The sequence below is a fragment of the Acinetobacter sp. YH12097 genome (assembly GCF_013419225.1).
GTDB lineage: Bacteria > Pseudomonadota > Gammaproteobacteria > Pseudomonadales > Moraxellaceae > Acinetobacter > Acinetobacter amyesii.
On sequence record NZ_VPAN01000009.1, the window covers coordinates 66497 to 79645 of the forward strand.

Sequence of the window (13149 nt, forward strand, 5' to 3'; positions counted from 1 at the left end):
TTTAAACCCTCTGATTGTTGAATAAATGATCTTGATGGTTGAATCTTAATCTGTTAACTTACTAAATGTAAGTACGTACCAAAAAGTAAGTTAGTGACTTTGAGGAAAGATTTAATGAACACATACGCTACAAGTAAATTATTAGGTCAAGTTTTATCCACTGATTGTCCATCTCGAGAAATATTGGAACATCTCACCAATAAATGGTCAGTATTAGTTTTGCGTTGTTTGACTGAAGGGGTACACCGTTTTAGTGAACTTAAGCAGCGGATCGAAGGGGTGAGCGAAAAGATGCTGGCTCAAACGCTGAAAATGCTCGAGCAAGATGGTTTTATCTTACGGACAGTCTATCCAGTTGTGCCACCCAAAGTTGAATATCAACTGACTTTAATGGGCTCGCAGGCTGCAGAAAAGTTAATGCATCTGATTGGTTGGGTTGAACGAACCTTGCCTGAAATTATTGAAGCCAAGGAAAATGCACGTAAATAGCTTTCAGAAATGGGGAGTGAAATTCGTTTGCCATTTATCAAAGGTATTTTGATGATGAGCTAAAGATTTTCGAGCGAGGTGCGGATTTTCCTAAAAAATTTGCATCAGCACCAAGATGAATGAAATTTATAGTATTGCTGAATAATATTGTTCGAGAAATTCTTTAAAATATGGCAGAATAAGCGGTTTTAAAGTTTTTAGAGGATTGGCAAACATGCGCTTTGTTGATGAAGCAGTCATTACCGTAGAGGCTGGCGACGGTGGCAATGGCGTAGCCAGTTTTCGCCGTGAAAAATTCGTACCATTTGGTGGTCCAGATGGTGGTGATGGTGGTCGTGGCGGTAACGTATACGTTCAAGCCGACAACGACACAAGTACCCTAGTAGATTATCGTTATACACGTAAATTCCGTGCAGAACGTGCTAAAAATGGTCGTGGAGCGAACTGCTCAGGCCGTGGCGGTGAAGATACCGTATTGCTCGTTCCAGTGGGCACAACAATTGTAGATACAGAATCTGGCGATATCATCGGCGACTTAGTGGCTGACGGTCAGCGTGTGTTAGTGGCAGCAGGTGGTGAAGGTGGCTTGGGTAATACTCACTTCAAATCTTCAACAAACCGTTCTCCACGTAAATGTACACACGGCTCAAAAGGCGAATATCGTGAAATTCGTCTTGAATTAAAAGTACTCGCAGACGTTGGTTTGTTGGGTATGCCAAATGCGGGTAAATCAACCTTTATCCGTGCAGTTTCAGCAGCGAAACCAAAAGTTGCAGATTATCCATTTACCACTATGGTGCCAAACCTAGGTGTGGTTGATGCCGATAGTCACCGCTCATTTGTAATGGCGGATATTCCGGGTCTAATCGAAGGGGCTGCAGAAGGTGCAGGTCTAGGTATTCGATTCCTGAAACACTTGGCGCGTACACGTATTTTATTACACATTGTAGATGTTCAACCGATTGATGGTTCTGACCCTGCGTACAATGCAAAAGCAATTTTGGAAGAGTTGAAAAAATTCTCCCCAACACTTTCAAAATTACCTGTTGTATTGGTACTCAATAAAGTAGACCAATTGGCGGCTGAAACGCGTGATGAATGGTGTGATCACATTCTCGAAGAGTTACAGTGGAAAGGCCCTGTATTCAAAACTTCAGGTTTAACGTTTGAAGGTACTAAAGACGTTGTGTACTACCTGATGGATCAAATTGAAGAACAGCGCGAACGCGAAACGGAAGATCCTGAATATGCTGCAGAAGTTAAAGCGTTCCGGGATCAGCTTGAAGCTGAAACACGTGAGCAAACGCTTGCTGCGAAAGAAGCATATCGTGAAATGCGTCGTCAACAACGTCTGGCAGGTCAAGGTGAAGACTTTGATGATGAATTTGAAGACGGTGATGATGAGGCAGAATCGTACTACGTACGTTAATTGCTGAATAAGTGTCAAAGCAAACAAGTCTGAGGACAAGATGATAGAAGTGGTAGATGGGCAACGTCAGCTCAAGGGTTGTAAACGTATCGTTGTTAAAATCGGATCATCACTACTCACAGCAAACGGAAAAGGGTTAGATCTGGATGCAATCTCGCATTGGGCGGGACAAATTGCAGAACTATACAATGCAGGACACGAGATCATTCTTGTGTCTTCCGGTGCTGTGGCTGAAGGGATGGTTCGTATGAATTTGGACAACCGACCCACAGATCTACCCAGTCTACAGGCTTGTGCTGCCATTGGTCAGATGGGCTTAATTCATACTTGGTCTAGCGTATTAGAACAACGTTCGATACGCACAGCGCAAGTGTTGTTAACGCATGATGACTTGGCAGACCGTCGTCGCTATTTAAACTCATGTGATGCGTTGCAACACTTGATCGACTGGCGTGTCATTCCAGTCATCAATGAGAATGACACTGTTTCGACAGATGAAATTCGCTTTGGTGATAACGATACTTTGGCAGCTATGGTGGCTGGACAGGTTCATGCAGACCTCTTGGTGATTCTAACTGACCAAGAAGGCATGTTCGACTCTGACCCTCGTTCCAATCCAGACGCAAAACTGTTTCATACAGTACGTGCAATGGATGAATCATTATTCGATATGGCTGGCGGCGGCGGTAAATTCGGTCGTGGCGGTATGTTGACCAAAGTTCGTGCGGCACGTTTGGCAGCCAAGTCAGGTTGTCCAACAGTCATTGCGAGCGGCGATAGCGACAATGTACTTTCACGTGTGATGGCCGGTGAATTACTCGGTACCTTATTCATTACGGATAATGACCGTGTCACAGCCCATCAACAATGGTTAGCTGCACATTTACAAACAGCAGGTCGTTTAGTGATTGATGATGGTGCAATCAAAGCCATTCGTGATAATCACCGCAGTTTATTACCTGTCGGTGTGAAAGCGGTTGAAGGGCATTTCGAACGTGGTGATGTGGTGGAATGTGTCGATACACAAGGTCATCGAGTTGCCGTTGGTCGTGTAAACTTCAGTTCACGTTCGGCAGAAATCGTTAAAGGTTTGGCCTCAGATAAAGTTCATCAAGTTTTAGGGGAAGCCCGATCACTTGAAATGATCCATCGCAATCATATGTCAATTTACTAAATTGAAAGATCAAAATCCCGCTTCCGAGCGGGATTTTTTATGGCATGTCATTTGAATATAACGATAAAAATAGAAATAAGAGGAAAATAATATGAGCTAAATTTAATATTTAAACCTTCAAGATCTAAAAGATGAGCAGGCTCAACTGTGCGAATTATTGGCACAATGTGTGCAAGATGGTGCATCACTGGGTTTTTTAGCTAAAGAATCTAAGTCGCACTATGATGAATATTTGTCTGCTGTGACAAAGGATATTCAAAAGCATAAAACCTTTTTGTGGGCGGCGCTACAAAGCGGTGAAATTGTGGGCACAGTACAATTGGTTCGTGCCACCAAAGCCAATGCGCTGCATCGTGCTGAGATTGAAAAACTTATGGTGTATCCAAAGGTACGTCAGCAAGGAGTAGCTTATCAACTATTAACACTTGCAGAAGATCAAGCAAAACACTTGAACTTGAAATTACTCGTACTTGATACGCGTACAGGCGATTTCGCTGAAAGGCTGTATGAAAAATTTAACTATATAAAAGCTGGGATCATTCCGCAATTTGCATTGAGCCATACGGGTACAATAGATTCAACGACATTATTTTATAAATTATTGGCTTAAGTTAAAGTTGATGAAATTTTTAGACTAAAACTCCTGCACAGATGCAGGAGTTTTTCATTAAAGGTTCTTTTGATTAACCCGTTTAGAGAGCTCTTCCGCACTTTCAACTCGTTCAGAATAGCGATCTGTGAGGTAGGCAGATTGGCCACGTGTGAGTAGGGTAAATTTATATAGTTCCTCCATTACATCGACAATGCGAGTGTAATAGGAGGAAGGTTTCATGCGGTCATTTTCATCAAACTCTAAAAATGCTTTTGCAACGGAAGATTGATTTGGAATCGTGATCATCCGCATCCAACGCCCAAGGATGCGCATTTGGTTAACAGCATTAAAAGATTGCGAACCACCACTGACTTGCATTAACGCCAGCGTTTTACCTTGAGTAGCACGAATGGCACCTGACGCTAAAGGAATCCAATCAATTTGTGCTTTCAAGATAGAACTTATCGCACCATGTCGTTCTGGCGAACACCAAACCATGCCTTCAGACCATGCAAGTAATTCATGTAATTCCTGAACTTTGGGATGTGAGGTTTCAGCATCTTCAGGCAGTGGAAGACCTTTAGGATGAAAGATTTTGACTTCCGCACCAAAATGTTCAAGGATTCGACCCGCCTCCAATACCGTTAAACGGCTAAATGAGCGTTCACGGTTAGAGCCATATAGCAGCAGAATGCGTGGCGGATGTTCAAGTGCTTTAGCTTGAACTTGTTCAAAACGCGGTGTTTCAAGTAGATCTAGTTGAATATTGGGGAGCTTCATTTTAGTTCTCTTTATACCATTTTCGTTTTAACCATAGCGATACACTCACTAATGCAATTAGCACAGGGACTTCAACCAATGGGCCAATAATCGTGGTAAATGCAATCGGAGATGCAATACCAAAGGTGGCGATGGCAACAGCGAGGGCAAGTTCAAAATTATTACCCGCTGCGGTAAAGGATATGGCAGTGGTTTTGGCGTAATTATTACCCATCCATTTGCTCATCAAAAAGCTAATGAAAAACATCACCACAAAGTAGATCGTGAGGGGAATGGCAATACGCAGTACATCCATTGGAAGGCTTACGACATCTGCACCTTTGAGGCTAAACATCACCACAATGGTAAAGAGTAATGCGATTAAACTGATGGGGCTGATTTTGGGTATAAATTGATTTTTATACCAATCCAGACCTTTGTGTTTTACCAATATGGCACGCGTAAGGAAACCGAGCAGGAAGGGAATACCTAGATACACCAATACTGCATGTGTGATGGTCCAAAAGCTGACTTGGATCACTTGTGCTTCGATACCAAAATATGGCGGTAAAAAACTCAAAAAGAACCATGCGTAGGTACTAAAAAATGCAATTTGGAAAATACTGTTAAATGCCACTAAAGCCGCAACGTATTGGTTATCCCCGCAAGCTAAATCATTCCAAACCAGAACCATTGCAATACAACGTGCTAAACCAATCAGAATCAAACCGGTCATGTATTCAGGGTAGTGTTGTAAAAACACGATAGCCAAAATAAACATCAGGCAAGGTGCGATTAACCAATTTTGAAGCAGTGAAAGGTATAGGGTGCGTTTGTCTTTAAACACTTCAGGCAGCGCTTTGTAATCCACTTTCGCCAAAGGTGGATACATCATCAGGATTAAACCAATGGCAATCGCAATATTGACATCACCAATATTGAGTTGATTTAAAGCTCTTGAAGCACTAGGAATATACACGCCAATCGCAATGCCTAGCCCCATTGCGATAAAAATCCATAGCGTTAGATTGCGGTCTAGAAATGACAGTTTTGCAGCAGCCATTATTGGATCTCTGAAATTTTTTGGATTTCTTGGTTGAGTTCTTCGCGACTTAATTGCGTAATATCGAGCGTAAATAAAGCATCTAAACGGCGGTTAATATGCGCCACGGTATCAAGAAAAGCTGCAAGTTTGATGTCATCTGCAAGCTCTAAATGGGAAGGATCTTCTAAGCCCCAGTGTGCTTTGATGGCTGAGCCTAAGTAAATTGGGCAAGCTTCTTGAGCGGCAGAACCACAGACGGTAATCACCACATCGGGTTGGTACTGTTCACATGCTGCGATGGTTTTACTCGACAAGCCCTCAGTCGGTAGATTGAGGTTATGTAGGGTTTTTAAGGTAAATGGGTGGACTTGTCCTGAAGGTTTACTGCCTGCGCTATAAGCACGGAAACCTTCAGGGGCACGCTGGTTAAAAAGTACTTCGGATAAAATGCTGCGGCAGCTATTGCCAGTACATAGAAATAAAAAATTCATAGCGTTTCACACAATGTGGTAGTGCCTTTCGGAGAGTTTAAATCGAGATCTTTAAATCGTTCTTGGTGACGCATGACATCAAGTATTTGTGTACACCAAGTAGGCAGTGCAGGGTGAATGGAGTAATAGACCCATTGACCTTTACGTTGATCACTCAGCACACCTGATGAACGCAGTAATGCCAAATGACGTGAAATTTTGGGTTGGCTTAATTCAAGGGACTCAGTGAGTTCGCAGACGCAGAGTTCACCTTTACATGCCAACAGCATGATGATGTTCAGACGAGTCTCATCTGCAAGTAATTTGAAAAATTCAGTCTGTTCCATGTTTTTCTGTATATATGGATTTGCATATATCTTTACATATGAATATATGGATGTCCATATGTATTCTTCAATAAAAATCCCACACGCGGTGGGATTTTTATATTTAGACCAGTTTAAAAGTCAAACGACGTCTGTAAGAAGAAGGTACGTGGTTGACCGATATATTTACCACCGGTTGCATCTGATGAACGGGTGAAATACTGTTTATCAAAGACATTCTTAATACCAGCAGCAACTTTAACCTCTTGTAGCGAACCGCCAAAGTCATAGCCTGTACGCACAGCAAAAGTTGAATAGCCTGGAATATCGCCCAGTTTACCATTTGCCGTTTCTTCTGTTTGGTAGATCCCTGAATCTTGGTTACCTGGGGCACGCTGTTTAGATTGAGCATACATGTCGGCATTGATGGACCAAGCATCATATTTATAACCTAAGCCAAAGTTTGCGACATTTTGTGAATAGAAGGGCAAATCTTTACCTTTAAAGTTACCTGCTTCAGCAACCGCTTTGGTATAGGTGTAATTACCATAGGCTTTTAAGCCTTCGAGATTGTCAGCTAAATGTCCAAAGTCATAGCTAAAACCGGTTTCGATCCCTTTATGACTTGTAGCACCGAGGTCAGTCCAAATGCCATTGTTTGCAGCATCACGTTCTAAAATCAGTTCTTTGTCAAAATCTAGATAAAACGCAGTCAATTCAGCACTCAAACCATTGCCTAAATATTTGGTACCAATTTCATAGTTATTAGACTTTTCAGGATGTAAGCCATCTAAGGTGGTGACCGCTGTAGTACCTTGCGTTGTTGCTAACTGGTTATATTGCTGTGGACCAAAAGAGACACCGGCATTGGCAAAGAAATTCCAATGGTCTGTTGCTTTATACAGGATAGCTAAACTTGGCAAAAATTCGTCAGATTGGATCGATGGATGAACAGTATTTTGTAATACGCCATTTTTATAGGCACTAAAACTGTTTTGCGTATCAATCGATTCAAAACGAACGCCGGGTGTAATATTCCATTTACCCAGTTCTATACGGTTATCGATATAAGCAGCGTGTGCTTTGGTGCCACCCGCACTACGGGTACGTGCTATAAACTGACCAGGTTCTGCATCTGCTGCGTATTCAGTACGGCCTGCGAACTCGGTGCTCTCTTCGTCCATATAACGGTAACCGACAGTCACTTCATTCAGCGTACTTCCTAAGCTATAGCTACGTGAATAACGTGGCTCAATGGCAAAGACTTTATAATCACGTGGTGAGGTATCTAAGCGATGATTGCCATTGGCTAAAGTAGATTCAAGGTTGCTGGTACGGAATGAATCGATGTAATAACTTAAAAGTTCAAAGTTGTTCGTGTCATCTTTATGTGTATAACGTAGGGATACATCTGAACGACGGCCAGTGAAAAAGTCACGATAATGCGACGTTTGATATGGATTTGCTTTGAATTCAGCAGCACTTAAACCTTCAGGCATTTCACCTGTACCATCGTAGTGATGGAAATTTAACGCTATTTTATCTTGATCTGTTATGTCATAAGCGGTTTTTAACATGACATCATCAATGTCATTTTTATTGTTCGCTTCACGATAACCGTTGCCTTTAGTACCTGAATAAAGCAAGGCAAGACCTAAACCATTATCAAATGTTCCACCAACAAACAGACTAGGACTTAATTTTACCTGATCCGTACCAGTTGCATATTCAGAGTTTAATGCCACGGCACCTTTAAAGTCTTCAGGAATGCTACGTGTGGCAAAGTTGATAATACCGCCGACATTTTGTGGCCCAAAACGAACAGAACCTGCACCACGGACTACATCAACAGATTCTATATTTCCTAACGAAACAGGCGCCATCGAAAGTTGTGGTTGGCCATACGGTGCAAATGACATTGGTATGCCATCGATCAACACGGTTGAACGTGGAGAGAGGCGAGAGGTTAATCCTCGAACGCCAATATTTAATGAAACATCGCTACCGCCAGTACCATTATTTTCTTGAACCTGAACGCCGGGAACTTGGCGTAACGCATCTTTTAGTGATGTTGCTGCGCTTTCGTTTAATCGTTTACGGTCAATGATGGTCCGCGCACCGGCATGCTTTTGCACCTTTTTTTCATTGGCGTTTTCCAGCCAGTTCCCTTGAGTTTCAATGGTGATGGTCGGTAAAACATCAGCTTGCGCGGTATCTGTATTTTCAGCAGCAGAAGCCATAGTGGCAACCATGCTTATACCTACGGCAATACTTAGCGGTAATAACGGGAAGTTTTGAAGCTTTAGAGATTTTTTGCTTGAACTATACATAAAAGTGTGAGCAATGGAGAGAGCGCGTATCATAATCTTGAGTGCGATAAATTTAAATAAGGATGATTATCATTTAAAACTATGAATTTGACTAAGCTAATAGACTTTTTAATTTAAATAAAGAATAGGTGGGTTTTATAATTAAAAAAACCGCGCTAAAGCACGGTTTCTTAAAATGAATTTAATTATTTAAACTGGATAGAGCCATTTGCACTGACCGTGATTTTAGATTCACCACCTGCCATTTCTTGTTCAGGAATAGCATCGGCACTTGCAGCTTTCATCATCGCCATACGCGGAACTGGCTGACCACCATAATTGCTGGTATTTAAATTAATATTAACCAAGTTGTAGCCTGATTTATTCCATGCCTGAGCGAGCGCTTGAGCACGTTGTTGAAAGTTTTTGGATGCTTCAACCATGAGTTCATTTTCAACTTTTTTACGCTGTGCATCTGACACACTAAAGCTGATGGATTGAGTTTGGAAATTTTGTTGTAACTCGCTCACCAATTGGCTAGCAGTTTTAAAGTCAGTACTTTCTAAACGAACTTCAGCACGACCACGCCATTCTTTCAATTTACGACTGTCATTGTCATAAATCGGGTAGGTGCTTTGAGATCCCGTTTCGATTTTTACCGCAGGGTATTTACGGGCTGTGTTCACCGCTTGGGTCATTAATTGGTTGATTTGGGTAGCAAGTTCAGCCGGCTGTTTATTTGATTTTTCAATATATAAAACGGCATACATTTGGTCGTTCGACACTTGGCGAGTGGCATCCGCCTGAATGTTCACGATGTTGTAATTGAGTGGGTCGGCTGCTTGAGTTGCTGCTGCCAAACCTAGACCGGATGCTAATAAAACAGTAGATAAGATAATTTTACGCATTGTTATGACCTATTCTTCTTTCAGAATGACTAATTTAGCTTATGCTCTTATCTTAAAAGGGGATTGTGATGGATTAAAGGAAAATCTGTGGTGGGATTGTAAATCTTTCAAGAAAAATAAATGCAGTGCTTGATGAATATTGCTTCAAATAATCAATACTTAATTGCGTAAATGTTTGAAGATTACAATAATCATTCATAAATTGTAAAAAAGCATAAAATAAAAAGGTTTTCTTTGTTTTGTCACACTGTAAGATGATAATTCAGGTTATCCATGGCATAGATCTGTTTTTTCTCTAAATTATCTTTTTATTTGATCATAAAAGTGATTTATTTTATTGAAAAAGTCTGTATCATCCGCCGTCTAGTTAGCCATTACACAAAGAGCTCTTAAAACTAACTAGAAACTCATAAAGCACCGAGTCAAAGGACCGCAAGTCACCCGACTTATTTCTTTCAACCCATATCAGAGATGGTAATTCGATATGAGCGTTTCTTCTGTAAACCCTGCCACTAATTCTACTAACGAATACTATTTGACTCGCCAAAGCCAGATGGAATCCAATGTTCGTAGCTATCCGCGTAAACTTCCACTTGCGATAGCAAAAGCTTTAGGTTGTTGGGTTACCGATGTTGAAGGTACAGAGTACCTCGATTGTTTAGCTGGGGCAGGAACATTGGCATTAGGCCATAATCATCCTGCGGTAATTCAAAGTATCCAAGATACACTTGCAAGTGGCCTCCCATTGCATACTTTGGATTTAACAACGCCTTTAAAAGATGCTTTTACTGAAGCACTACTTGAGCAATTACCTGGTGGTAAAGAAGAGTATTGTCTACAGTTCTGTGGCCCGTCTGGTGCAGATGGTACAGAAGCAGCAATTAAATTAGCAAAAACTTACACTGGTCGTAGTTCAGTAATCAGCTTCTCAGGTGGTTACCATGGTATGACTCACGGTTCTTTAGCAATGACAGGTAACTTGTCTGCTAAAAATGCTGTGAACGGCTTAATGCCGGGTGTTCAATTTATGCCGTATCCGCATGAATACCGTTGCCCATTAGGCATTGGTGGTGAAGCGGGTGTAGACGCATTAACGTATTATTTCGAAAACTTCATTGAAGACGTAGAAAGCGGTGTAACAAAACCTGCAGCTGTAATCTTGGAAGCAATCCAAGGTGAAGGCGGTGTGGTGACTGCACCTGTAAAATGGTTAAAGAAAATCCGAGAAGTGACTGAAAAGCACAACATCGTGTTGATTCTTGATGAAGTTCAAGCGGGCTTTGCACGTTCAGGTAAAATGTTTGCCTTTGAACATGCAGGTATTGAGCCAGACGTCATTGTAATGTCTAAAGCGGTAGGTGGTAGCTTACCACTTGCAGTATTGGGCATTAAACGTAAGTTTGACGCATGGCAACCAGCGGGTCACACGGGTACATTCCGTGGTAACCAACTTGCTATGGGTACTGGTCTTGCAACAATAAAAACCATCAAAGAGCAAAATCTTGCGCAAAATGCACAAGAGCGTGGTGACTTCTTACAAGCTGAAATTAAAAAATTAGCTGTAGAATTCCCATGTATTGGTAACGTGCGTGGTCGTGGTTTGATGATTGGTGTTGAGATTGTTGATGAACGTCAAAAAGCAGATCACATGGGCTCATTACCAGGTGATTCTCAATTGGCAGCAGCAATTCAAGCAGCATGTTTCAACAACAAATTGTTGTTAGAAAAAGGTGGTCGTAACGGTACAGTCATTCGTTTACTTTGCCCATTGATCATTAACCAAGCTGAATGTATTGAGGTGATCGTTCGCTTCAAGAAAGCACTTGCTGAAGCACTTGTTGCAACCCGAGGCGCATAAGTCATGGTAGATTTTGCAGAACATCGTAAAGCGTTATTCTGCAATGATGCACAATCCATTGCTGACTATCAGTCAGCAATGGGCGAAGCGGTAAAAGCCGTTTCTGCATGGTTGCAAAATGACAAAATGTACACCGGCGGTAGCATTAAAGAGCTTCGTAGTGCAATTGCATTCAATCCTTCAAAAGAAGGTATGGGTGTACAAAAATCACTAGACCGTATGGTTGAGCTTTTCTTAAACAAAAGCTTAAAAGTACATCACCCACATTCTTTAGCGCACTTGCATTGCCCAACAATGGTAACAAGCCAAATCGCTGAAGTGCTCATTAACGCGACGAATCAATCTATGGACTCATGGGATCAAAGCCCTGCAGGTTCATTGATGGAAGTTCAGTTAATTGACTGGCTTCGCCAAAAAGTTGGCTATGGTGCAGGTCAAGCAGGTGTATTCACCTCTGGCGGTACGCAGTCTAACTTGATGGGCGTTTTGCTTGCACGTGATGCATGTATTGCTAAAAACTGGAAAGACGAAAACGGTAACCCGTGGTCTGTTCAGCGTGATGGCGTACCTGCGAAAGCAATGCGTAACGTAAAAGTGATCTGTTCTGAAAATGCACACTTCTCTGTGCAAAAGAACATGGCCATGATGGGTATGGGTTTCCAATCTGTTGTCACTGTTCCTGTAGATGCAAATGCACGCATGGATATAGACGCGCTTGAGAAAACCATGGCGCACCTTCAAGCTGAAGGTAAAATTGTAGCATGTGTGGTTGCAACTGCGGGTACAACCGATGCAGGCGCAATTGACCCATTGAAAGAAGTGCGTGCAATCACCAACAAATATGACGCGTGGATGCATATCGACGCAGCATGGGGCGGTGCACTGATTCTTTCAAATGACTATCGTTCAATGTTAGATGGTATTGAACTGTCTGACTCGGTAACGCTTGATTTCCATAAGCATTACTTCCAAACGATTTCATGTGGCGCATTTTTGCTTAAAGATGAATCGAACTATCGTTTCATGCATTATGAAGCTGAGTATTTAAACTCTGCTTATGATGAAGAGCATGGCGTTCCTAACTTAGTATCTAAGTCACTACAAACAACACGTCGTTTTGACGCGTTGAAATTGTGGATGACGGTTGAAGCGTTAGGTGAAGAGCTTTACGGTTCGATGATTGATCATGGTGTAGGTCTAACACGTGATGTTGCAGCATATATTGATGCAACTGATGGTGTAGAAATGTTGGTTGATCCACAATTCGCCTCTGTATTGTTCCGTGTGATCCCTGAAGGTTACCCAGTTGAATTGTTAGATACATTGAACCAAAACGTAGCAGACGAATTGTTTGCACGTGGTGAAGCGAATATTGGTGTAACTAAAGTAGGTCAGGTTCAATCTTTGAAAATGACGACTTTAAGCCCAGTAGCGACTTTAGACAACGTGAAGAATTTGCTTGCTCTGGTGCTTGCAGAAGCGGATCGTATCAAAGGCCCAATCGCTGACGGTACATATACACCTGCAATTGACTAATTGTCATTTTGTAGTTGTAGAAGAAGGGGCTCATTTGAGCTCCTTTTTTTTAAATGAAAAGGCGCTTAATTTATTACATGGCCGCAATTTTTCATTGAGAGATGATAGTTTACTGCGTAGGCAGATTGTTACTTTGAGGGATCAAAGTAACTAAAATCCTTCTCAGGCAAAAGGTACATCCATGTGACCATTACCTTATAGTGACATCCCTGTCTCCAGTCGCGATAGTCATTGATGTTTATCATTTGATGAAT

At 41.8% G+C, this 13149-nt stretch carries 12 protein-coding genes; 6 read left to right on the forward strand and 6 right to left on the reverse strand.

The window, feature by feature from the left end:
* Positions 1–114: 114 nt before the first annotated feature.
* The 4 genes from FTU37_RS06165 to FTU37_RS06180 all read left to right on the forward strand — a co-directional run bounded on the left by FTU37_RS06165 (position 115) and on the right by FTU37_RS06180 (position 3702).
* Positions 115–489, forward strand: coding sequence for a helix-turn-helix domain-containing protein (locus FTU37_RS06165; RefSeq protein WP_078191873.1), 375 nt, complete (start codon positions 115–117; stop codon positions 487–489).
* Between the two features lie 214 nt (positions 490–703).
* On the forward strand, positions 704–1918 hold the full coding sequence (gene cgtA, locus FTU37_RS06170) for an Obg family GTPase CgtA (protein ID WP_078190204.1): 1215 nt from the start codon (positions 704–706) through the stop codon (positions 1916–1918).
* Between the two features lie 40 nt (positions 1919–1958).
* The gene (proB, locus tag FTU37_RS06175) at positions 1959–3092 is read left to right on the forward strand and encodes a glutamate 5-kinase (protein WP_180123995.1); all 1134 of its coding nucleotides are present in this window, start codon (positions 1959–1961) and stop codon (positions 3090–3092) included.
* A 157-nt stretch (positions 3093–3249) separates the two neighbouring features.
* Complete coding sequence (locus FTU37_RS06180) at positions 3250–3702, forward strand: GNAT family N-acetyltransferase (RefSeq protein ID WP_218954644.1); 453 nt, start codon at positions 3250–3252, stop codon at positions 3700–3702.
* Positions 3703–3759: 57 nt separating this feature from the next.
* Here FTU37_RS06180 and arsH read toward each other — a convergent pair whose 3' ends face one another.
* The 6 genes from arsH to FTU37_RS06210 all read right to left on the reverse strand — a co-directional run bounded on the left by arsH (position 3760) and on the right by FTU37_RS06210 (position 9501).
* The gene (gene arsH, locus FTU37_RS06185; RefSeq protein WP_180123996.1) at positions 3760–4464 is read right to left on the reverse strand and encodes an arsenical resistance protein ArsH; all 705 of its coding nucleotides are present in this window, start codon (positions 4462–4464) and stop codon (positions 3760–3762) included.
* Between the two features lies 1 nt (position 4465).
* Complete coding sequence (arsB, locus tag FTU37_RS06190) at positions 4466–5506, reverse strand: ACR3 family arsenite efflux transporter (RefSeq protein ID WP_180123997.1); 1041 nt, start codon at positions 5504–5506, stop codon at positions 4466–4468.
* On the reverse strand, positions 5506–5979 hold the full coding sequence (locus FTU37_RS06195) for an arsenate reductase ArsC (protein ID WP_180123998.1): 474 nt from the start codon (positions 5977–5979) through the stop codon (positions 5506–5508). Before FTU37_RS06195 ends, arsB begins: the two co-directional genes overlap by 1 nt.
* Complete coding sequence (locus FTU37_RS06200; RefSeq protein WP_078191857.1) at positions 5976–6305, reverse strand: metalloregulator ArsR/SmtB family transcription factor; 330 nt, start codon at positions 6303–6305, stop codon at positions 5976–5978. The genes FTU37_RS06195 and FTU37_RS06200 overlap by 4 nt, the downstream gene beginning before the upstream one ends.
* 113 nt (positions 6306–6418) lie before the next feature.
* Positions 6419–8614, reverse strand: coding sequence for a TonB-dependent siderophore receptor (locus FTU37_RS06205; RefSeq protein ID WP_180123999.1), 2196 nt, complete (start codon positions 8612–8614; stop codon positions 6419–6421).
* Between the two features lie 185 nt (positions 8615–8799).
* A complete protein-coding gene (locus tag FTU37_RS06210) occupies positions 8800–9501 on the reverse strand; it encodes an SIMPL domain-containing protein (protein ID WP_180124000.1) in 702 nt (233 codons plus the stop codon).
* A gap of 484 nt (positions 9502–9985) precedes the next feature.
* On the opposite strand from FTU37_RS06210, the gene FTU37_RS06215 reads away from it, so the two are divergent.
* Complete coding sequence (locus tag FTU37_RS06215; RefSeq protein WP_168379196.1) at positions 9986–11359, forward strand: diaminobutyrate--2-oxoglutarate transaminase; 1374 nt, start codon at positions 9986–9988, stop codon at positions 11357–11359.
* Between the two features lie 3 nt (positions 11360–11362).
* Positions 11363–12895 carry an aspartate aminotransferase family protein gene (locus FTU37_RS06220; protein ID WP_180124001.1) on the forward strand — a complete coding sequence of 511 codons (1533 nt, stop codon included), beginning with the start codon at positions 11363–11365 and terminating at the stop codon, positions 12893–12895.
* The last annotated feature ends 254 nt before the right edge of the window (positions 12896–13149 follow it).

Excerpts from the sequence above, each read along its gene's own strand:
- FTU37_RS06165 (WP_078191873.1), top strand. The coding sequence starts at position 115 with ATGAACACATACGCTACAAGTAAATTATTAGGTCAAGTTTTATCCACT.
- cgtA (WP_078190204.1), top strand. The coding sequence starts at position 704 with ATGCGCTTTGTTGATGAAGCAGTCATTACCGTAGAGGCTGGCGACGGT.
- proB (WP_180123995.1), top strand. The coding sequence starts at position 1,959 with ATGATAGAAGTGGTAGATGGGCAACGTCAGCTCAAGGGTTGTAAACGT.
- arsH (WP_180123996.1), bottom strand. The coding sequence starts at position 4,464 with ATGAAGCTCCCCAATATTCAACTAGATCTACTTGAAACACCGCGTTTT.
- arsB (WP_180123997.1), bottom strand. The coding sequence starts at position 5,506 with ATGGCTGCTGCAAAACTGTCATTTCTAGACCGCAATCTAACGCTATGG.
- FTU37_RS06195 (WP_180123998.1), bottom strand. The coding sequence starts at position 5,979 with ATGAATTTTTTATTTCTATGTACTGGCAATAGCTGCCGCAGCATTTTA.
- FTU37_RS06200 (WP_078191857.1), bottom strand. The coding sequence starts at position 6,305 with ATGGAACAGACTGAATTTTTCAAATTACTTGCAGATGAGACTCGTCTG.
- FTU37_RS06205 (WP_180123999.1), bottom strand. The coding sequence starts at position 8,614 with ATGTATAGTTCAAGCAAAAAATCTCTAAAGCTTCAAAACTTCCCGTTA.
- FTU37_RS06210 (WP_180124000.1), bottom strand. The coding sequence starts at position 9,501 with ATGCGTAAAATTATCTTATCTACTGTTTTATTAGCATCCGGTCTAGGT.
- FTU37_RS06215 (WP_168379196.1), top strand. The coding sequence starts at position 9,986 with ATGAGCGTTTCTTCTGTAAACCCTGCCACTAATTCTACTAACGAATAC.
- FTU37_RS06220 (WP_180124001.1), top strand. The coding sequence starts at position 11,363 with ATGGTAGATTTTGCAGAACATCGTAAAGCGTTATTCTGCAATGATGCA.